The organism is Robiginitalea myxolifaciens (assembly GCF_900115205.1).
GTDB lineage: Bacteria > Bacteroidota > Bacteroidia > Flavobacteriales > Flavobacteriaceae > Robiginitalea > Robiginitalea myxolifaciens.
This window is the reverse complement of sequence record NZ_FOYQ01000002.1, coordinates 1275425-1296973: the sequence shown is the minus strand read 5'-3', so window position 1 is coordinate 1296973 and position 21549 is coordinate 1275425. Positions and strand designations below refer to the sequence as shown.

The 21549-nt window shown below is 50.3% G+C and carries 15 protein-coding genes and 1 tRNA gene; 8 read left to right on the top strand and 8 right to left on the bottom strand.

Annotated elements, in window-relative coordinates; genetic code table 11:
* Positions 1-28: 28 nt before the first annotated feature.
* Together BM318_RS13950 and BM318_RS13945 are read left to right on the top strand one after the other, a co-directional pair.
* Positions 29-544 (top strand): GNAT family N-acetyltransferase, encoded by a 516-nt coding sequence (locus BM318_RS13950; protein WP_092983314.1) that lies wholly within the window; start codon positions 29-31, stop codon positions 542-544.
* Between the two features lie 100 nt (positions 545-644).
* Entirely contained in the window at positions 645-947 is a 303-nt protein-coding gene (locus BM318_RS13945; protein WP_092983312.1) for a hypothetical protein, read from the top strand.
* Here BM318_RS13945 and BM318_RS13940 read toward each other — a convergent pair.
* On the bottom strand, positions 944-2038 hold the full coding sequence (locus BM318_RS13940) for an adenylate/guanylate cyclase domain-containing protein (protein WP_092983310.1): 1095 nt from the start codon (positions 2036-2038) through the stop codon (positions 944-946). The two genes, BM318_RS13945 and BM318_RS13940, sit on opposite strands and share 4 nt — an antisense overlap.
* A gap of 93 nt (positions 2039-2131) precedes the next feature.
* Here BM318_RS13940 and BM318_RS13935 point away from each other — a divergent pair, with 93 nt between their 5' ends.
* From BM318_RS13935 to BM318_RS13925, 3 genes are all read left to right on the top strand, one after another.
* Positions 2132-3997: a sigma 54-interacting transcriptional regulator gene (locus BM318_RS13935; protein WP_092983308.1), complete on the top strand. Its 1866-nt coding sequence runs from the start codon at positions 2132-2134 to the stop codon at positions 3995-3997.
* 159 nt (positions 3998-4156) lie between these two features.
* A complete protein-coding gene (locus tag BM318_RS13930) occupies positions 4157-4708 on the top strand; it encodes an OsmC family protein (protein ID WP_092983306.1) in 552 nt (183 codons plus the stop codon).
* Between the two features lie 56 nt (positions 4709-4764).
* Positions 4765-8091: a 4Fe-4S binding protein gene (locus BM318_RS13925; RefSeq protein ID WP_092983304.1), complete on the top strand. Its 3327-nt coding sequence runs from the start codon at positions 4765-4767 to the stop codon at positions 8089-8091.
* Here the strand turns inward: BM318_RS13925 and BM318_RS13920 are convergent.
* The 5 genes from BM318_RS13920 to BM318_RS13900 form a co-directional block, all read right to left on the bottom strand.
* Positions 8053-11433: an ATP-binding protein gene (locus tag BM318_RS13920; protein ID WP_092983302.1), complete on the bottom strand. Its 3381-nt coding sequence runs from the start codon at positions 11431-11433 to the stop codon at positions 8053-8055. The two genes, BM318_RS13925 and BM318_RS13920, sit on opposite strands and share 39 nt — an antisense overlap.
* Positions 11434-11545: 112 nt before the next feature.
* A complete protein-coding gene (locus tag BM318_RS13915) occupies positions 11546-12628 on the bottom strand; it encodes an aldose epimerase family protein (protein WP_245759841.1) in 1083 nt (360 codons plus the stop codon).
* Positions 12629-12724: 96 nt separating this feature from the next.
* Positions 12725-13675 (bottom strand): amidohydrolase family protein, encoded by a 951-nt coding sequence (locus BM318_RS13910; RefSeq protein ID WP_092983298.1) that lies wholly within the window; start codon positions 13673-13675, stop codon positions 12725-12727.
* A gap of 31 nt (positions 13676-13706) precedes the next feature.
* Complete coding sequence (locus tag BM318_RS13905) at positions 13707-14597, bottom strand: dienelactone hydrolase family protein (RefSeq protein ID WP_092983296.1); 891 nt, start codon at positions 14595-14597, stop codon at positions 13707-13709.
* Positions 14598-14719: 122 nt separating this feature from the next.
* Positions 14720-15181: a hypothetical protein gene (locus tag BM318_RS13900; protein ID WP_092983294.1), complete on the bottom strand. Its 462-nt coding sequence runs from the start codon at positions 15179-15181 to the stop codon at positions 14720-14722.
* Between the two features lie 85 nt (positions 15182-15266).
* Between BM318_RS13900 and BM318_RS13895 the strand changes: the two genes are divergently transcribed.
* The 3 genes from BM318_RS13895 to BM318_RS13885 all read left to right on the top strand — a co-directional run bounded on the left by BM318_RS13895 (position 15267) and on the right by BM318_RS13885 (position 19339).
* Complete coding sequence (locus BM318_RS13895; protein ID WP_092983292.1) at positions 15267-17609, top strand: hypothetical protein; 2343 nt, start codon at positions 15267-15269, stop codon at positions 17607-17609.
* Positions 17610-17642: 33 nt separating this feature from the next.
* Positions 17643-19211, top strand: a complete 1569-nt coding sequence (locus BM318_RS13890; RefSeq protein ID WP_092983290.1) for a glycoside hydrolase family 32 protein — start codon at positions 17643-17645, stop codon at positions 19209-19211.
* 53 nt (positions 19212-19264) lie between these two features.
* Positions 19265-19339, top strand: a tRNA-Val gene (locus tag BM318_RS13885).
* 215 nt (positions 19340-19554) lie between these two features.
* Here BM318_RS13885 and BM318_RS13880 read toward each other — a convergent pair.
* Entirely contained in the window at positions 19555-20073 is a 519-nt protein-coding gene (locus tag BM318_RS13880) for a hypothetical protein (protein WP_092983288.1), read from the bottom strand.
* A 119-nt stretch (positions 20074-20192) separates the two neighbouring features.
* Positions 20193-21476, bottom strand: a complete 1284-nt coding sequence (locus BM318_RS13875) for a UDP-N-acetylmuramoyl-tripeptide--D-alanyl-D-alanine ligase (RefSeq protein WP_092983286.1) — start codon at positions 21474-21476, stop codon at positions 20193-20195.
* Positions 21477-21549: the final 73 nt, after the last annotated feature.

The window sequence follows — 21549 nt, the reverse complement described above, 5'->3', positions numbered from 1 at the left end:
TCCTAACTTCACCGAAGTACTTTTAAGTATGTTGCTACAACCCCAGCTCGAGAATGAACGAATCCGCATCAGGCCACTGAAGGCAGCTGATCGGGAAGCCCTTTACCGGGTAGCATCTGATCCCGGATTGTGGGACCAACATCCTGTTAAGCGATACCAACGAGACGTTTTCGACAATTTTTTTTCGGATTCCCTGGCCAGTGGCGGGGCGCTTCTGATTAGCCGGGCAGATAGCGGGGAGGTCATAGGCTCCAGCCGGTATGCCGTATTCGAAGGGTTCCCAACCATGGTCGAAATTGGCTATACCTTTCTCGGCAGGGCATATTGGGGAGGTAAATGGAATGCAATGATTAAGGAAATGATGTTGGAGCATGCCTTCAGGTATGTTGAGCAGGTATTATTTTTCGTTGCCGTCGAGAATTTCCGATCTGCCGGTGCCCTGAAAAAAATTGGGGCGGTGCAGATACCACAGGAGGAATATGACCAGTATCCGACTAAGGACAAGGAGTACCTGCTTTTCGCGATTAAACGCGAAGAATTTTAAGCTACCTTTATCCTTAATGAAACCCAAACCATTGACCCCATCGCTTCGATTTTCCACTCTCTTACTGGGATGTTACTGTTTCCTTCTGTTACAGGGGTGCATGACCTATAAAACTGCGGATACCCAGGAACTGCAGGATAATCGTCTTTATGAAATAACTCTGAAAAACACGAAAGTACTGGAGGGTAAATTCCTCCGGCAGGGTTCCGAATCCTATGTCTTTCAGATCAATGGCAATCAGGTGGTGATCCCAGGGGATCAGATTTCCCTGCTGCGTCGTAAAAAAATTTCCCTGGTAAAGCTGGGGGTGGGTACTGCACTGGCTACAGCCGGAGTAATCCTGCTGCTGGAGAATGCGGATAAGAGAACTTTTGACGAGGCCATAAACGACATCCGGAACTAATCATCCCACAGTACTTTGTACAATTCGGTATCCTCGGTTTTGCCCTTGAGATTGACTGTTCCGACCTGCTCAAAATTCCAGTTACTTTCGGGAAGGGCCCTTTTTAATTCTCCTGAAACAAGTGCCCTGGCTTCAAATTCATGACAGCGACCAAGAATTCGCGCCGTGGTGTTGAGCACATCCCCGGTATGGATCAAAGCTTTTTTGAGTTCTCCGATTTCGCCCGTAGTGACCTCCCCGAGGTGGAAGGCTGCCTTGCATCCTGGTGCTGCGCCATAGCGGTCCAGGAAAAAGGATTCGCGAGACTCCAGCCGCTTCGAAATTTCCCGGAAGCATTGCAGGCATCGCCCATTGGCCAGTCCTTCTTCGAGATTCCAGCTCACGACAACTTCGTCTCCAACATAGTGGTATATCTCGCCGTAATTGCTGAGTATCGGATCCGACATCTCGGCGTAATAGGCGCGCAGTAATGCAAAGTACTTTTCATGCCCAAGCGACTCCGCCAGGGTCGTGGAATCGTTCATATCCAGGAACATAAATATCCGCTGCTCCCGAAACGGCTTGTGGTATTTCCCGATAAAGAAATTGGTTAGCATGCCGGGTCCTAAATACTGGCTCACTTCAGATAAGAGCATGGCAACCAGAAGTATGGCCCCGACATAGATGACCACACTCCAAAAGGCGAATCGGGATAAAAAGGCAGCGAGGTTATCCGCTATGATAGGATCGGCCAGACCCACCTTCAGGCGTTGCGTATTGGTAAGAACAGCCAGGATTATGATAAACAGGCAAATCATAAAAAGGTAAAGAAGACTCTTAAAAATTACCTTAAACCACAAGGGTCTGCGCTGGAAGAGCCTCTTTAACCAAAGCACTTCAAAGCTTCCCTGTAGCAACCCCATCACAAAACTTCCCGAAACGGTGTAGATAAGGGCGTTGGCAAAATCATAAGGGTTGGAAGTAGAAGGGTAGTAGTCCAGTCGACCCAGCAGGCCAAATTCCACCAGTGCATATAACAAGGCTGCAAAAAGCCATACCGTCGCGAAAAAGGCGATCTGTCGTATATTTCGTTTGAGGTGTGCCCGTTTCATTTTGTTCTGCTTAAGATACTACTTTGAATTTGCAAGGCTGGCCGTGGGATTGAGTTTTGTGTATCTTTAGATTAGTTTGGGACGCGCGCTGCGATGATTACAAAACCAGAACTTGTGGATTTCCTTTCCGGAGTACCTTTTTTTCAGGAGGTCTCCCGCGATTCCCTGAATAATTTATCCGATCATTTCCAACAGTTTACTTTTGACCGCGGCGACCAGATTCTGGAAAAAGGAGATCCGGGCTCTTCCCTTTTTGTGATTTACACCGGACGGGTAAAGGTTCACGATGGCGAGCACCAATATGGCATTCTGAAAGCAGGGGCCAGTTTTGGGGAGTACTCGCTAATCGATAAGGAGCCGAGGTCGGCCTCGGTTACGGCACTGGAGCATAGTGTGTTATTGGAGTTACCAGCGCAGCGCTTTTTGGAGCTGATGCAGGAGGATCCTGGTTTTTCGCGGGGAATCCTGGCGGTAATGATCCGCAGACACCGAGAACTCGATGAGGTTCAGGAAGGTCTGGCTAGCAGTAAGGCAGCCATAGAAGTTGCCCATGCTCAGATCAGTAGTCTGATTGAAGGAGCCATGGACGCGATCATCGTGTTTGACGAGAGAATGCAAATTTCCCTGACCAATCCGGCAGCTTGTCAAATGCTGCAGAACGAGGATGCCATTGGCAGAAGGCTGGATTTTTTCCTGACCGAGGAAACGGCCAACTTTATCAGGGGATTTGTGGAAAGATGTCAGGAGGAAGGGTCTGAGCGTTTACAGGGCCGGCTTCCAGATCCGGTTGTGCTTCATGGATCGGAAGATATGGAAACCCCTGTAGAAGGAACCATAAGCGGCTATCCCGGGCAAAAGGGATTGCAATTCACCCTTATTTTGCACAGCATACAGGAACGGATTGCCAATGCCGAAGCCATCAGTGTCTTGTCCAAACAGACGGATTACCTTCAGGAGCAAATCCGTGAGCTGACCAACGATCACGGGATTGTTTCTGATTCTCCTGAAATGAGGCAGGTGGTTCGGATGGTGGAACAGGTTAGCCAAACCGATGCTACAGTTCTGGTACTCGGGGAAACCGGAACGGGGAAGGAATTAGTTTCCAGGGCGATTCACCGTGCGAGTCCCCGGGCCGATAAGGCCTTGATCCGCGTCAATTGCGGCGCCATACCGGCAAACCTGATCGAGAGTGAGCTCTTTGGACATCAGAAAGGGGCATTTACTGGTGCGGTCGCCGATCGCAAGGGTCGGTTTTTACTGGCCAACGGCGGCACGATTTTCCTGGATGAGATTGGGGAACTCCCTCTGGACTTGCAGCCCAAGCTGCTTCGGGTTATTCAGGAAGGGGAGTTCGAACCTTTGGGAAGTTCCGAGACCATATCCGTAGATGTTCGAATCGTTGCGGCTACCCATAGGGACCTGAAAAAGGCGGTGACAAAAGGAACTTTTCGGGAGGACTTGTATTACCGTTTGAACGTATTTCCCATTCGGATACCCCCGCTTCGGGATAGAGGTGCAGACATCCTTCGGATTGCTGAGGATATGATGGGTGCCCTTTCGGTAAAAATGAATCGCAAACCCTTAAAGCTTTCTGATGGCGACAAGGCATTGTTACTTAATTACAAATGGCCGGGAAATGTTCGGGAACTCCAGAACTTATTGGAGCGGGCCATGATTCTGGCACAAAATGGAAGAATAGATTGGCAGTCGCTGCTGATTCCTGCACAAGAGACCTCTTCGAATGCCACAACTACAGCTGCGCCTACAAAGGTCATGACTCAAGAAGAGCTTCGAAAACTGGAGAAGCAAAATATTCTTCGGGCACTGGAGCTTACAGGGGGTAGGGTAGCGGGTAGTACCGGGGCAGCTGCCCTGCTCGGGATCCCTGCGACCACCTTGTTTTCCAAAATGAAATCTTTGGGGATAACAAAAGCCTTTTCGAGTTACGAAAAATCGTAATATACTCACTTAATTACGTATAATTACGATATATCGTAATATTAATAATCCTCCTGTTTTAGTTTAAGTAACTGTTAATCAATTGTTTGAGTTTTTTGGCACGGTAGCTGTCTTAATATGGCTGTCGTTAAAGTTTAATCACAATAAAACCAAAAAACAATGATTTCAACAGACAACATCAGAAACGGAGTAAACGTAGATCAATTAGTAGGAACTATCGAAGCAGTTCAGGGTAACCCCGAGCTGGCAAAGTTTGAGTTCCGTGCCAAAACCGACTGGATCGAAGGTGGCCACTGCCGCACCAGTGCCAAAGGATTCTATGGCGTATGTCAGGAAGACGAAACCCGCCAGGAAACCTTCACCATGGAGGCCGACCACCCCGAAGTATTGCTCGGGAAGGACAAAGCGCCAACACCCGCAGAAATTGTACTTCACGGTTTGGGATCCTGCCTGACAGGAGCCCTAATGTACCATGCCGCTGCCCACGGGATCGACATTGAGTGCATGGAGACCAAGCTGGAAGGTAATTGCGACCTGCATGGATTCCTTGGATTGGATCCTAACGTACGTAAAGGATTTGAAGGGATCAACGTTACCTTCAAGGTTAAGTCCGATGCTACTGAAGAGCAATTGCTGGAGCTGGCCAAATTCTCACCAGTTTACGATATCGTTACTAACCCTACACCGGTTAGTATCAATTTCGCCAAGTAAGCTGCACGATTTATCCGCCCCGGTATTCACACTGGGGCGGATTTTATTTATCCGGAATGACAACCTCCAATTACATATTACAAACAGGCTACCAGGCCGTGGCGAACATCGCCTATAAACTCAGTGAGTTTTTCCCGCTGTATCCCATTACTCCAACCTCGCAGATGTCTGAGTTGGTGGAAGCCTTGAGCGCTAGCGGACAAAAAAATATTTTCGGGGATGTCCCCCAAACCCTTCAGCTTCAAAGCGAAGCCGGAGCTGCAGGGACCCTTCACGGAGCCTTGCAAACCGGAACCTTTGCTACCACATTTACCGCCTCGCAGGGCCTGCTTTTGATGCTGCCTAACCTTTATAAGATAGCCGGGGAACTAACCCCGGGGGTTATCCATGTGGCTACCCGGGCTATTGCCACACACGCACTTTCCATATTTCCCGATCACAGCGATATTATGGCGGTTCGGCAAAGTGGTTTTGCCATGCTTGGCGCAGCTACCGTTCAGGAGGCCCAGGATTTTGCCGCGATCGCCCACCTGGCTACCCTGGAGAGCCGCCTGCCCTTCATACACTTCTTTGACGGATTTCGAACCTCCCATGAGTGGAACGCTGTAAACCCAATACCTGATAACATTTTGAAGGAGCTTCACCCAAGTGAAGCGGCAAGAGCCCATAGGGAACGAGCCCTGGATCCATTGAATCCTTCGGTGCGGGGCACCTCACAATACCCGGATCGCTATGCGGCCACACGGGAAGCTCAAATCCCTTTTCACGAATCCTGCCCGGGGATTGTGCAGGAGGTAATGGACCGATTTGGTGCGCTCACGGGGCGGTACTATAAACCCTTTGAATACCTCGGGCATCCTGAGGCCGATACCGTATTAGTTACCATGGGTTCCTCCTGTGAAACGGCATCCGAAGTTATAAGGCGCAAGAATGCCCGCGGACATAAGTTAGGTTTGATCAAAGTCCGGCTTTACCGTCCTTTTGGAGTAACCCAATTTTTAAATGCCCTGCCCGGTTCAACCAAACGGATTTTGGTTATGGATCGCACTGCGGAAACCGGGGCTACGGGAGATCCACTTCATCTCGATATTCTGGCAGCCTTGCACCAGCAAACGCCGGCTCATAGTTGCCCTGAGGTAGTGCCCTTCCGCTACGGTATAGGGGGAAAGGATTTGAGCCCTGGAGCGCTCGGAGCGTTTATCGATGATCGGTTCGGAGCAGTTGGCAAAGCGCTACCTACAAAAATGACTACTGATCCCGGGAGTTTTCATATTCACCTGGATTTGGATAAAACAGAGGAGTCCTGTAGCCTTCTGGGCAATTGGTGCCGGGGAATATTTCAGGAGGAAGGAATGTTTGTACAACGTTTTGATTACCCTTCCTATGACAAGGCCGAGGCGCGTCTATCTTCGGATATGCGCCTCGCGTCCTCCCCTGTTCAGGCTCCTTATGCGCTTGAAAATATAACGCTATGGGTTACAGATAGCCTTGCAACTTTTATGGCGGAAGCCCATTATTTGAAGCTCACAGCGGAATCCATTGTTGTGGTTGCAGGCAACAGTGATCAGGCTAGTCCCGATTTATGGACCCGCGGAATCCCGGTATCCGTAGCGGCTTCCCATAACTGTACGATATACCAACTACCTCTTGATGTAGCGGCATTTTTTGCGAAATTCACCCGGCACCTGTCTTCAGGTATTTCGGGAAGTGTGCAGGAGATTGACACCTGGCTGGGAAGTATAACCGAACCCGTCCGCCTGCTCGACCTTGCTCAGGGGCCAGTTCAAAACAATGCTCGGGCCATAGGGGATGCATATCCCATGCATATTCCCGAATTAACAGCTGGTCTGGATGGTGCATTTCAAACCAATACGGTTCAGGAAAACCCATTAAACACCGTTGCCTGGATTCCTTCATGGGATGCGGATTCCTGTACGGCCTGCGGGCTTTGTAGTTTGGTTTGTCCGAGCGGTGCCCTGCGCGCCAAAGCCCTCGAACAGCAAAGCGACCTCTTTGGTTTTCGTATCGCCATAAACCCGGATCAATGTACGAGTTGTGGCCTTTGTGTGGAGGAATGCCCAGAGAAAGCTCTGGAAGAAACAGCGGAGTTTGATAGGCAATCCCACCGTAAACAATGGAAGGAATTTGAAGCACTTCCCAACCTGCAATCCGAACAAGTTTCGGCAGTAAAAGTTGGGAATAGAACGGTTCGGGAATTTAATAGTGTCGGCAGGCTACAGTTTGCCGAACCCTTGTTTCGATATCCCAGGGGGGTAAAGGGATGTGCGCAGGGACAGTACTACAAACTGCTCAGCCAGCAATTCGGGGAACGGCTGCTCATTGCCAATGCTACGGGTAGCGGATCCATTTTCGGGGGACATGTACCCGCCCTGCCATGGATTGCGAATAAGAATGGCCATGGGCCCGCCTGGTCCAATTCTCTCTTCGAAGACAATGCCGAATTTGGCCTGGGATTCCGCTCCAGTCTGGACCTGAAAATGAATCGGGCCAAGCGCTTACTTCAAAAACTCCGTCCCTCACTTCCAGCTGCACTGGTTCGCGATCTTCTGGAATCTGGCCGTGAATGCGGAACTCCGGACGTGCAGTTGGAGCAATTCGAAAAACTTACGCTTCATTTGAAGCGTATCGATAGTCCGGAGGCCTGGGAACTCGAATCCTGTGCCACAGATTTGATGCCCAAGGATGTGTGGATCGTTGGCGGTGATGGATGGGCCTATGATATTGGTTTCGGAGGTCTGGATCATGCCCTGAGTACCGGAAAGAACATCAACATCCTGGTACTGGATAATGAATTGTATTCCAATACCGGAGGCCAGCAATCCCGGGCTACGCCTAAAGGGGCGACCGCGGGGATGGCCTCGGCTGGGAAGAAAGCCAATAAAATGGACCTGGGCTGGCATGCCATGCGCTATCCGGGAGTATATGTTGCCTCGGTAGCCCTGAGCGCAGATCCGGAGCAAGCGATCAAGGCATTGGAAGAGGCAGCCGCCCACGAAGGTCCTTCCATAGTCCTGGCCTACTGCCATAGTCCGGCTCATGGGGTAGCACCGAGAAATGGGGCCAGACATCAGCAAGCTGCTGTGGATTCCGGACACTGGTTACTCTACAGAAGGCAGCCTCGATGTGCAGGAGAAAATCTGTACCTGGATAGCCCGAAGCTCACGCTGGAAGCCACTCAGTTTTACAAAGAGGAATTGCGTTTTCATGAAATGCTTAATGCCCGGGAGGCGTTAAATTCAGGTTTGCAGCAGGCGGAGTATCTGTATGAGCAACAACATTTCCTTCTGGCAAGATACCAGGAATATAGCGAGCGTTCTAGGCGGTCATTTTTGGGTAAAAACAATGCCCACGTCGCCGTCTGAGGAAATTTTGTTCAGGGTGTATTCGGCGCATTTGGTAATGAAGTACTGCGCAACCCCATCCTTGGGATTTGCCTGTAGAATTTGATCGAATTTGGCAGAAGCCTGTGAAAATTGCTTGGTGGTAAACAGGTTCATGGCCTGATCAAAATCCTCCCGGGAAGCTAATTTTAACTTGCGCTGGTCTTCGGTGTCACCATCAAAGCATTCGAATATTTGAAGTGGATGGTCCTTGCCTTTAACCTGAACACGACCCAGCGGACGGATGCCGTAAGCCGATTTCTCCGGAAGTTGGGCCAGGGTATCTTCGCTGAGGATGATTCGTGCATCAAAGTATTTGCTCACACCTTCCATCCGGGAAGCGGTATTGACCGTATCGGCAATAATGGCGGTGTCGTTGCGGTGGACATCCCCGATTATTCCCATGACCAGGGGTCCAGTATGCAGGCCAATACCCACTCGGATGGGTTCGTACCCGTCGCTGGACCTGCGGACATTGTAGGCGTCGACCTCTCGCTGCATCGCAATAGCCGCATCCAGGATGTCTTCCCCGTTATTGGGGAATAAGGCCATAATCCCATCGCCGAGGTACTGGTTTACAAATCCGTTGTGCGCATGAATGATTGGTCCCATTTTTCCCACATAGGAATTCACAAACTTGAAATTTTGGCGGGGGGTCATCCCTTCGGATATTCGGGTATATTCCCGGATATCACTGAATAATACGCTCACCTCCCGTTCGGCGTGGTCTCCGAGTTCCACTTCTGTTATTTCCTCCCGTCCAACGGATTTAATAAACTCCGTGGGTACAAATTTGCTGGCAGCCAGGTGGAAGGTGTTGAGGTTGATGTGCGTTCGCATTCGGCTCAACAACTCATTCCTGGAGAAGGGTTTGGTCAGGTAATCGTTGGCCCCTGCATTGAATCCCTCGACCAAATCGGAAACCCGGTTTCTCGCAGTGAGCAGTACAATGGGTAAATCCCCTGGCGGGCGTTTTTTACGGATAGCTTCGCATACCTGGAAGCCCGACATCCCCGGCATCATAACATCGAGTAAGACCAGGCTCACATCGGGATGACGCTGTAATATCCCAAGGGCTTCAGGGCCATTAACTGCCTGCAGCACCTTGTATTTGGAAAGTTTCAGATAGTTTTCCAATACCTTACGGTTCACAGCCTCGTCGTCTACAATCAATATTTTTTTAGCCTGTGGCGCTGCTTCTGGTACTGCCTCCGAGGTAGTTTCGGATTGCTCTTCGGCGATTACGCGGCTTACCGGTTCTGAAACGGCAAGAGGTTGTTGTTGTTCCCGTTGCATTTCGCTTATGGGAATGCTGAATTCAAACGTTGATCCCTTGCCTTGCTCGGATTTGACCCGAATTTGTCCACCGTGTAATTCCACCAGGTTCTTGGTAACGGAAAGCCCCAGGCCAGTGCCACCGAATTTCCGGCTAATCGAGCCATCGCCCTGTTGGAAGGCTTCAAAAATAGTCTCCAGGCGTTCCGGTGCAATGCCGATCCCGGTATCTTTTACCTGAATCCATAGCGCCGATCCCGCTGTCTTCGTACTCAGGGTAACGGTGCCGCTTTCCGTGAATTTTACCGCATTACCCAGCAGGTTAACCAGGATTTGCTGAAGCCGATCTTCGTCGGCACGGACCAGGGGGCAATCGGCGGGAATATTATTTTTGATAACCAGCGATTTGTCCAGGGTAAGGGGTTCGATCAGCTTAATCACGACCTCACTCACAGCCGCGGGATCCACATCCCGAATGGTCAGGTTGAGATCCTGGTTTTTGAGCTTTGAGAAGTCCAGGATATCATTGATCAGGTGCGCCAGCCTTTTACCGCTGTTGCTGATCATATCGAGATTTTCCTTTACCGATTTTGGGAGTTTGCCCGCAGCGCCGTCTTTCAGGGACTCCGACAGGCCAATGATACCATTTAATGGGGTGCGGAGCTCGTGGGATGTATTGGCCAGGAACTGGTCTTTCAGCGCGTCGACTTGTTGCAGGCGTGCCACCATGGCTTCCTGCTGTTGCAACTTTTTGGACTTCTGTCGGTTGCGCCAGAAAAGTCCTCCTAACAAAAGCAGCCCCAGCCCACCGAACACGACAATATTGAATTTGTTCTGCTGGCGATTCAGGTCCTGTTCGAATTGCAATTGCTGGGCAGCCTGCTCCCGGACATTGGCCAGCGAATCAGCAAGTTGTTCCTTTTCGAATTGATAGCTTATTTCCTGGCGAGCAATTTCCCTGTTTGTTTGTTCATTCATGATGGAATCCCGAAGTAGTGCACCTTGCTTATAATACGTCAGGGCTTCTCTGGAATTCCCCAGGGCTTCGTTGGCCTGACTCAGGCAGGCACAGGAACCTTCCTGTATGGCCACGGCTCCATTTTCCCGGGATAAACGGAGGCTTTCACGGCAGTCAGCAATGGCAGCCTTATAGCGTTTCAGCTCCAGATTTGCCTGACCGCGATAGAGGTAGGAGTGTTCCAGACCATCGGGGATATCCTGTCCTTTTTTGCTGGCAATGCTCCGGTCTAAATAGGTAATTGCTTTAAGCGTTTGTCCGTTTTTACGATAGGCATCCCCCATATTCGAAAGCGCACGGGAAAAGCCGGAGTCGTCTCCTGTTTCCCGGGCCACCATTGCACTGCTATCCAGGTAAGTAATAGCACTTTCCAGCATACCCATTTCGGCATAGACCAGGCCGATATTGTTGTACGCATAGCTCAACGACCGACGCATGTTCAGCTTTTTCTTGAGCTCCAGGCTATAGCGGTAATAGCGCATGGCATTGGCCGAGTCGGATCGCCCAATTTTGGTATACAGGTTCCCCAGGTTGTTGGTTACCCGGGAAAGATTAGCGGAGTCCTTTAAGATTTCGGAGAATTTAAGCGCTTCCAGGAGATAGTCTACAGATTGGGGATAGTTGCCCAATTCGTAATATACTGTGCCGATATTACTGAAGGTAATGGCCATGGATGCACTATCCTTGAGCGCTGTGCTGAGATCGTGGCTGCGGTGGTAATACCCAATGGCATCCGGGAAGTTCCCCTGGATTGCATAGGTGTTTCCGATAAGTTTCAGGGCGGTGGCTTCCCAGGAGGGATTTTCGCTATTAGCCGCAAAACCAAGGACTTCTTGCCCCAGGTTTCGAGCCTCTTCCATGCTACTCCTCATAAGCATCAGGGAAGCATTGATCCCGGCTTCGAAGCGAACGCTGTCGGCCAGGTTATCATCTGCCCAAAGGGTGCGCAAACTGTCGAGTCGTGCCTGTTGGGCATTGCCTTGCGAGAAAACAAAGAAAAGCCCAAGTCCAAGAAACACCAGGTTTCTCATGAATTTGTTTATCAGGTGGTTAGGCAGTTAAATGTACCTTTTTCTCATAAGGGATGCAACCCGCGGGATTCAGGGTCTTTTTGGCTTCTCCCGTAAACAGGGGAATTCCCGCTTACTTTACGCTAAATCGAAAACTGGTTTTGCTGGTGAAAACAAGGCCCGGATCCAGGCGGGTGGAGGGAAATTCAGGCCGGTTCGGGGCGTCGGGATAGTGCTGGGTTTCCAGGCACAGTCCAGCGCGGTAGGGATAGGTGCCGCCGCCTTTGGCCCGAAGCTTACCCTGCAGGAAATTTGCGGTGTATACCTGAATGGCAGGTTGGTCTGTAAATACTTCGAGTAGCCGACCACTTAAGGGGTGGTACGCCTGGGCGGCTGGCTTGTCGCGATTGATCCCATCGGTAAATATCCAGCAATGATCGTATCCTCCAGCCAACTTAATTTGCGGGTGGTCCGCGTCTATGTCCGCACCGATTTCACGGACTTCCCGAAAATCAAAAGGCGTTCCTTCGACAGGGAGTATATTCCCGGTGGGGATGAGGTCAGCATCGACCTCCAACAGTGATTCGGCCTGTAGTTGTAAATTATGGTCCGTAATGGAGGTGTTGAAGTTACCTGAAAGGTTGAAATAGGTGTGTTGGGTAAGGTTTAGCACGGTAGGGCGATCCGTGGTAGCCTGATATTCCACAGATAGGGTGTTATCGTTGCTCAAACTGTATAAAACTCGGGTTCGCAGGTTTCCGGGAAATCCTTCTTCCCCATCCGGGCTTAGGTATTCCAGTTGTAGTTGCAAGCTGTCCGGATTGGCCTTTACTTCCGCCTTCCAAAGTTTACGGTCAAAGCCGTAATCTCCTCCGTGCAGGTGATTCGGCCCATTGTTGGTTGCAAGCGTATATTCCTTATCGTCCAGGGTAAATTTCCCGAGGGCAATGCGATTGGCGTAACGCCCTACTAGGGCCCCAAAGTAGGGGTGACGCTCAAGATACGGCTCCAGGGTTTCAAAGCCTAGTACGACATCCTGGTAGTTTCCTTCCCGATCCGGTGCCGTCCATCGGGTGATAATTCCACCGTAATCCAGTATATCCACTGCCATTCCCTGTGTATTGACCAGGGTGTAGCGGGTAACCTGACGTCCGTCCTCCATAGTGCCGAATACGCTGGAGGTAATGCTGCCGGCGGCAGATGAAGCTTGGGACATAGTGGTTTTGTTTTCCTGGGATTGACCTGGGGTTGTGCCGCCCAAAATAAGGGATAATAGATAAAAGGCAAGAGGAATGCGGGTTTTCATTCGTTTCTATTCACGGGCCATTTCCTGATGCAGGGCTTTTTCCTCTTCTGTCAAATTCAGAAACAGGGCTGCATTGTTGTAGAAGATATCCGCTTTTTGTTCCAGGCTCAGAAAGGGAGCGGATTGGATGCTTTCGATGCCCTGATCAAAAGTCCCCAGAAACGCCATTTGATCGGTTCCATACATGATGCGTTTCCCGAAACCCGCATCGATCAAACCCTTGAGAAAGTTGTGGAATTCCGCCCTGGGTTGCCCCCAGCAAATTACGCCGACATCGACATAGAGTTGGGGATGCGCGTACAACAGGGCCTTCATGTCATCCAAATAGGGCCAGCCGGCGTGCATGATGTATACTTTCAGTTTAGGATGGTTTACCAGGACCTGTTCAATTTGCATCGGGTCGGCATTCGCAGCGCGAACCCCGGGATAGCCTGCGTACATTCCCCCTGGAGGTCCTCCCGGATAAATGTGATACCCCACCGGGATATCGAGGGTTTCCGCCAAATCAAAAAGCGGATCAAGGGCAGGATCATCGGCCTGGGCTCCCCCATAATATTGGGCCATTTCGGCCATGACATGCATTTTGTCTGCAGCGTGTAGTTCTTTCAGTTCTTCAGGGTCACCATTTCCCATACCCAGTAGCACCCGATACGGATCTTCCTCGTACCACTCCGGGTTGTAATTAACCACAGCCTTTACAATCCGGTGCTCTTTAAATTTTGCGAATGTCCAGGTCTTGTGTTCTTCCAAATTACTGACGGTATTGTATACCGCACCGGTTAGCGGATGGGTAAAAGACATCCCAAACATAGGATTGGGTTGCTGGTAGGCATGCACGTGCATGTCGATAATCGGGCCGGTATACTCCGCACTTTGTGCACGCCCAACATAGGAGGAAGCAATAGTAAATGTCAGGATGCATGTGAATACCCGATGGGTTTGAAAAAGCAGGCGCATGATTAAAGAGGTTTAGACTATTTCAGAGATATCAGGAACTTAGGTGTTGCTTAAAAAAGGTAATGGTTCGCTCCCAGGCTAGTTTTGCAGCTTCTTCGTCGTAGCGGGGGGTAGTATCGTTGTGAAAGCCGTGGTTGGCGTCGGGATAAAAGTGGACCGTGTACTTTTTCTCTGCCGCCAAAAGTGCTGCCTCATAAGCTGGCCAACCTTCATTGACCCGCTTGTCCAAATCGGCATATTGCAGCAAAAGGGGAGCTTGTATCTCCGGAACCAGTTCCGCCGGCGGTTGCCCGCCATAAAAGGGAACTGCTGCGCTTAAGTCGGGAAGGCGTACGGCCATCATATTTGAGATCCAGCCACCAAAACAGAATCCAACCACACCAACCTTGCCCGTGCACTTCTCATCGGATTTCAGGTAGTTGAAAGCGGAGATAAAGTCTTCGAGCATCTTATATCGATCCCGTTGGCGTTGCAGGGTGCGTCCATCGTCATCGTTCCCGGGATATCCGCCCAGTGGCGTGAGCGCATCCGGGGCCAGGGCTATAAAACCGGCCAGGGCAGCGCGCCTGCATACATCTTCGATGTGCGGGTTTAAGCCACGATTTTCATGAACCACCACAATTCCCGGAAGCGGACCTTCCGCATTGGCAGGCATGGCCAACAGGCCTTTGATTTTTCCACCACCTTCCGGAGAATTATAGGTGATATACTTCGTTTCCAGGCGCGGATCGTCCTGGGTGATTTGCAGTTTACTCACATAATCCGGCATGATAAAACTCATCAGGGACATTACCGTAATCCCGCCAACGGCGTAGCTGGAGAGTTTGTTCATAAATTCGCGACGGTCTATCTGGTTGTGCGCGTAGGCATCGTAAAGGTCAAAGACGCCCTGATCGATGTCTTCTTTTCGAAGTTTTTTCATTTTATGGTCGGTTAGGCCCCGTATTCGAAGGGCATTTGTTATTGTTTGCCGGAAATCACAGGGGGAAGTGTCCTTACAAGATAAGAAAAAGGCATGAGCTTCGGCCGTATTGCGCTTCCCGGCTACGTCCGGTCTTTTACCGGGATCACAAACTTATGCCCACTCCAGGTTTCGTCTATCGATGCCACTTTCACATCCACCAAACCCATGGACAGCCCTGTCTGCATCACATCAAATTTTCCGATTTCTGAGTTTAGTCCGGAAGCCTTTTTAGGCCAGCTCACCCAAACCATGCCTTTTTGAGTCATCATGGAATGGGCCACGGCCAATCCGCGCTCTAAAGATTCAAATGTGGAGGCAAACAAGTGGATGAAATCGAAGGTTCCGGCATCGAGTTCCCGGGATTCAATAGATTGGAGGGTAGCCAGCTCTACCAGGTCATTGACTTTGGGCCATTCATTAAAAAAATCCCGATAGGGTATCGGGCCTTCAATAACCAGCAGTTTCATACCTTCTTTGATCCCCAATTTGCGGTGGAGTGGGGTGCCGGAATAGCCAGAAGAGGCCTTGTTGGTAGCTGACATGAATTGGATCGGTAATCCCTTCTAATTTAAGAGTTTTTTATCATTATTTGGCGTGATTATTGCTCATATTTGACAAACCAACACTATGATTACTAACCTGTTCCGCGCATTACTGCCTGTGTTCTTTTGTCTTGGTTTGTCGGGTCACTTTTCCCTACAGGGCCAGGCCAGGGCATTGGCCAATCCATCTTCGGAATTGCTCAATCTCCATCTTAACAAAACCTTCTTCTTTCGCGGAGAGGAATTGTGGTTTAGCGCTTACTCCCCAAGCCTGTCCGATCAGGAGAATTCTGAAATCCCGGTGCTCATAGCGTTATATAATCAGGAAGGTGAGGAGAAATCAAGGCGAATTATTGGTCTGAGACAAGGGAAGGGATTTGGCCAGATTCCCATTGATACAACCTTAAAGGATTCGCTCTATTTTGTTCGGGCTGCCCTGATTTCCCCAACGCAGCTGCTCAATTCCGGAAATGCATCGGTGGCTGAATCCACCCCTGTGCTGAAGGCTGCCTTTGAACAAGCGATAGGAATATTAAAAGATGAACCCTTACCGCTCAGGCCGGATACCCGCGAGGAGCCTTTAGCCCTGGAAGTGGTTCCTGAAGGAGGCGAATTACCCGCAGGGATACCTGCTAATGTCGGTTTTCGCGTCCTGAATTTTTTCCCCTGGGAATACGAAGGTTTTAAAGCAGAACTCCTCGGGGATTCCGGTGAAATACTCCTGCGGAATATTACTGTAAATCACAAAGGACACGGGATATTGCAGTTTGCCTTTGAATTGGGAAAACAGTACACGCTTCAACTAACCACCGCGCGTGGTGAAACCCTACAGGTGCCTGTTCCCAGGGCGACGTCTCAGGGAATTGGGCTAAGAGTAAATGCCATAAATGAGGAATTCATTTTTGTCAATATCCAGGCGAATCCTGAATTCCGGGCGGCGCATAATACGATCATTTGGGCTTTAGATGGTGCAGATGAATCCGATTTGCAAAGTTTGGATTTGGAGGCCGATCAAACCCTCAGAATAGAACGCAGAAAAGTGCCTGAGGGAATCCTGACTTTAAGATTATACACCCTGGAAGGAGAGGAATTGGCCAAACGCCTGGTCTACAATGAGTATCCGGCCACAGATCGCGGGATTAATGCAACGCTGACCCGTTCGCAGGTAGGGGATTCCCTGGAACTTAGAATGTCCTGGGATCACAATGATTCTGAGAAGAACCTTCCTTTGGTACGCTCGCGAATGAGCCTGTCTGTCCTTCCCGGGGAGTCCCAGGCCTATCGTCCGAATGGCGTAATGACCACCCGGCGTTCGGAATCGATGCGAGGGGAACGATTCATCCGGGATCTTGCTCTTTTGTTAGAGGAGGAAGTTCCCTCAGAACCTGTAGCTGTTACCGGGACGTCCGGGAACTTGGTTAGCGAAGAAGTGTTTCCGGTTATTTCTGGTCGTGTTGGGGATGCCGATTTGAGTGTGGAGAATCAGGTTGTGGCTGTTTCCGATTTTGGCAAGGACATGACTGTGCTGGACCTGAACTCCGATAAAACTTTTGAATTTCGTTCGGCCCATTTCTATCAGGATACCCTTCGCATTAGCCTGATGGGAAGAAATGGCCGCCTGAACAAGGGAGATGTAATATTGGATTGGGAGTTTCCTAAAATATGGGAGGCGACCATAGCTCCTGCCCTACAGGAGCCCGAATTGCCCGAATGGCCCTATCGGGACGAGTTCCGCAAGGGGGGTTCCGACCGCCGAATGATCCAGGAGGATTTGAGCGCCATAGCCCTGGAGGAAGTAGAAGTTACTGCAGAGGCAGAAAGCAGCGACATCCCTTTAATGAATGTAAATATGAATGGAAAGCGAATCAATGCGGAAGAACTCCGGCGCAGTACGTCCCTCGCCTCTTTTTTGCGTCGACAAGGGTTTGTGATTACGTATGGTGGGCAAGGCAGATTGGTCGTGCTCTCGCGAAGGCTAAACCCAGAGAGTGCCAGTGGTGGAGGACCACCCAGGCGAACGCCTGTCCCTATTGTTGTAAATGGGATGGTGAGAGAGGGGCTGGACCTGAATATCCCATTGAGTAAAGTGCAAACCGTGTTTTACACAGACTATGCCGTATCCGTTCAATTACACCGTGATAATTTCTTCATCGCAAACCGGGAACGTTATTCCAATTTTGAGGTGCCAGCGGGATATGTAAAGCCCGATCGATTTGCCATCCCCCTGAACTTTAATACTCAGAGTCCGCGATTTCTAAGTTTCGGCCAGGTCTTCTGGGAGCCAGACATAATTCTTCCCGCTGAAGAGGAAGTAGTAATTCGCTTTCCCGATCCCGGATTGACCAATTTCCGGGTATTTATTGAAGGGGTTTCAGATACCGGTGAAGCGTTCGCCGAGGAGGTAAGCGTTTCCCTTCCTAAGCCGTAATTCCTTATCTTCCCGGGTAATAGTCCACAGCTTATGCGAATCTGTAACCTTGCCGCAACGGCCTTCGTTCTTGTACTGCTATTATCCTGCAAAGGGGAATCTGAGAGTCAGGTAGCCTCGGCCGAAGTTGAAAGTCGCTTTTCTGAGCCGCACCGTCCTCAATTTCACTTCACGCCAGAAGCGAATTGGATGAACGATCCCAATGGCATGTTTCACCTCAATGGAGAGTATCATCTCTTCTATCAGTATTATCCGGACAGCACGGTTTGGGGGCCCATGCACTGGGGGCATGCAGTTTCTGAGGACCTGGTCCGCTGGAAGCACTTACCGGTTGCACTGGCACCGGATTCTTTGGGTTATATTTTCTCGGGTAGTGCAGTTGTGGATCATCGAAATAGTTCTGGTTTTTCACAGGATTCTACCCCTCCCATCGTAGCGGCCTTTACCCATCACGATCCGGTAGGGGAGCAGGCGGGGACGGACGATTTTCAAGTTCAAAGTCTGGCTTATAGTGTGGATAAGGGCTATACCTGGACCAAGTATGACGGCAACCCGGTTCTCCCTAATGATACGGGAATCCGTGATTTTCGCGATCCAAAAATCATATGGAATCCGCAAACCGAGCAATGGATTATGACCCTTGCCGTATATGATCGGGTCAAATTTTACGGTTCGCCTGATTTGAAAAATTGGCAATACCTCTCGGAATTTGGAATCGAAGGAGATACCCGACTATGGGAGTGCCCGGACTTATTCCCCATGCGGGTTTCCGATAGTCGTGATTACAAGTGGGTGCTGATCGTCAGCATTCAGCAGGAAGGTCCAAATGGAGGGACCGGAACTTCTTATTTCGTTGGGGATTTTGATGGCACTAACTTCCTGGCCGATCCCGGGCAGCAACAGTGGTTGGATTACGGTGCCGATAATTACGCTTTTGTGACCTGGGATAATGCCCCGGCCACTTGGGGCAGGCGCCTGGGGATTGGATGGATGTCTAACTGGCAATACGCTCAGCAGGTACCCACCGCAACCTGGCGATCGGCCATGACCGTGCCACGTGTACTGGAATTACAGGGGGAAGCAGGCGCCTATCACCTTATCGCCAAACCAGTCCCTTCCCTGGCTGGCTTGCGGGGTGAGGCTACTCCTTTGGACTCCGTGATTACGCAATCAAAAATCGTAAACGGTAATTTTGATCCGTCAATGGCCGACCTGGACCTGGTGGTAGATCTTCAGGAAACCACGGCCTCCGTATTCGGGATTACTTTGAGCAATGCACAAGGGGAACAGGTGGAGATCGCCATTGATCGGATCAATGGCCTGATGCGGGTTGATCGAACGCAATCCGGGCCGAAAGGCTTTTCCGAAGACTTTTTCAAACGACCTCACGACGCCCCTTTGAATACCTCTAGAGCAACCCTGGATTTAAGATTGCTGTTCGATGTAGCTTCCGTTGAAATTTTTGGCAATCGGGGCGCCCTGAACTTCACTGATATTTATTTTCCATCCAGTCCGTATTCCCAAATGGAAATCTGGGCTCGGGATGGAGAACTCCACCTGTCTGAAGGAATGGTTTACGCCATGAATTCCATCTGGGAATAATCGCAATTCCATAGGTGGAAATCAGGAAATTTTACGATCTTGCGACCCCTTTCGGGATATTAGCTCAGTTGGTTTAGAGCGCTGCCTTGACAGGGCAGAGGTCACTGGTTCGAATCCAGTATATCCCACATCAAGCAGTTTACCCCGCGACGAAAGTCGCGGGGTATTTTTTTGGACCGTCCGTCGAAAATTTATTTTCGCAAGGGAGGGACGAAAAAATGCCCGTAGCCTGCGAATAGCAGGCTGGGTAAGCTATTTGCAGTCGCGGGATTTTTCTGGATCACGCTGCAAGCGTAATCCAGAATACCAGCCCACCAGCTGGCTCCTCACTATCTAACTCCATTCACCTCCTCAAATACCTTCTGGCAAATACTTCAGTTTCTACACAAAGCGCCTGTAAGTGGCGTCCCAGCGCATCAAAAGGCTTGTATGATAGTTGCCGCAGGACAATGAACAGGCCGGGTAAGTTATTGAGGATTTGCCGCACTTCCTGAAATTGAAATACACTCACCGTAATATTCCTCCTGCAATTCATACAGCGGAACACGAGCAAATTGCGATCGTGATCCCAAAGCTCGAACCGACCGGCAGTACAACTGGAACAGCCGGGCAGTTTCGGACGCAATCGTTTTAAAGTAAAGTTGAGAATCAACAGCTGACGCACGGCGCGGCGATTCTGTAATAGCCAACGCCTTAATTGTCGGTTTTGATTCCAGGGTATAAACAGGGACACATAAAACAGCGCAATGGCAACGGAGGGTATAACAAATAGCAGGATTTCCGGGCCAGCCTCAACGAGAAAATCTCGTATGTGGAGACTGGGGATAGGCTGGTATTGTGCGTAAGATTTGGGGGACCACATACCTGTTGGCTTGTTTTCGAAGCCAGCGCTGAAATTACCCTATCTCAGGAGAAGGGACAAGAAGCCTAGGTTATGAAAGGAAAAAATTTGGTGTTTTTTCGATGAAATGCAGTAGGAGCCTATTCCGATAGCAAGCCAAGTACCCGCTCCAGGGCCATACCCCGGGAACCCTTGATCAAGACTGATGCAGGTCCTGCAATAGGGTTAGCCTGCAGCGCTGCAGCCAGGGCAGCAAAATCCCTGAACCGGGGCGCATCCAAATCAGTGTCGGCAAAATTCTCACCTACCAGATACAACTGATCCAGGTTCAGGTCCATGGCCTGCTGGCCAATCGCTCTATGCTCCTCGGGAGCATCTTCACCCAGCTCAAACATATCTCCCAGGATCGCGATTTTACGCTGCGCCTTTCGACTATCGAAAGACTCCAGGGCTACCTTCATACTGCTCGGATTGGCGTTGTATGCGTCCAGGATAATCTCAAGGTCCCCCTGACGAATAATTTGGGAACGATTGTTTTCCGGTACATAGGCCTCTATTGCAGCTTTTATTTTCAGTGGGGGCACATTAAAATATTTCCCCATGGTAACCGCAGCAGCACAATTGGAGAAATTATACCCGCCGTTAATCTGGGAGTGGATTTCGATTTCCTCGAAACGCAGGCTTACCTCCGGATCAGCTCCCAGGTTTTCAATAAGAAAATACATCGTATCCGTCGTGCTGAAACCCACTTTGTGGACATAGTCCGATAATTTTTCGCTCTGTATGGGATCGTCCGCATTCATAAATAGCGTTCCCCCTGCACCGCGTATAAATCGATAGAGTTCTGATTTCCCTTTGATGACGCCCTGAACACCACCGAAGCCCTCAAGGTGCGCCTTTCCGAAGTTGGTGATATAGCCGAAATCCGGCTCGGCAATTTCACAAAGGGCCGCGATCTCCCCCTGGTGGTTGGCGCCCATTTCCACGATGGCGTATTCCGTTTCCGGTTGTATACGCAGCAGGGTCAGGGGTACCCCGATATGATTGTTGAGGTTTCCCCGGGTAGCAAGGATATTGTAATGCGATCCCAGGACAGCTGCGATCAATTCTTTGGTAGTGGTTTTACCATTGCTGCCCGTGAGGGAGACAATACGCGCGGGGGAATTTCGCCGATGATGACGCGCCAAATGCTGCAGGGTAGATAGTACATCAGGGACCAGGAGGGTACGAGGTCCGGTTGCAAATTCCGCTTCATCCACCACTGCGTAGGCAGCTCCTTTCGAAAGCGCTTCTGCCGCATAGGCATTGCCATTGAAGTTGGGACCCTTCAGGGCAAAGAACAGGCCATTTTCGGGGATGTCCCGACTATCAGTACTTACCTTGGGATGCTGGAGGAATATCTCGTAAAGGGAATCGATGTTCATGTAGCCATTGTGCTAGCTGGGTTCGTTCCCAAAAATAAAAAGCCCGGACGTACATCCGGGCTTCTTGCGATAA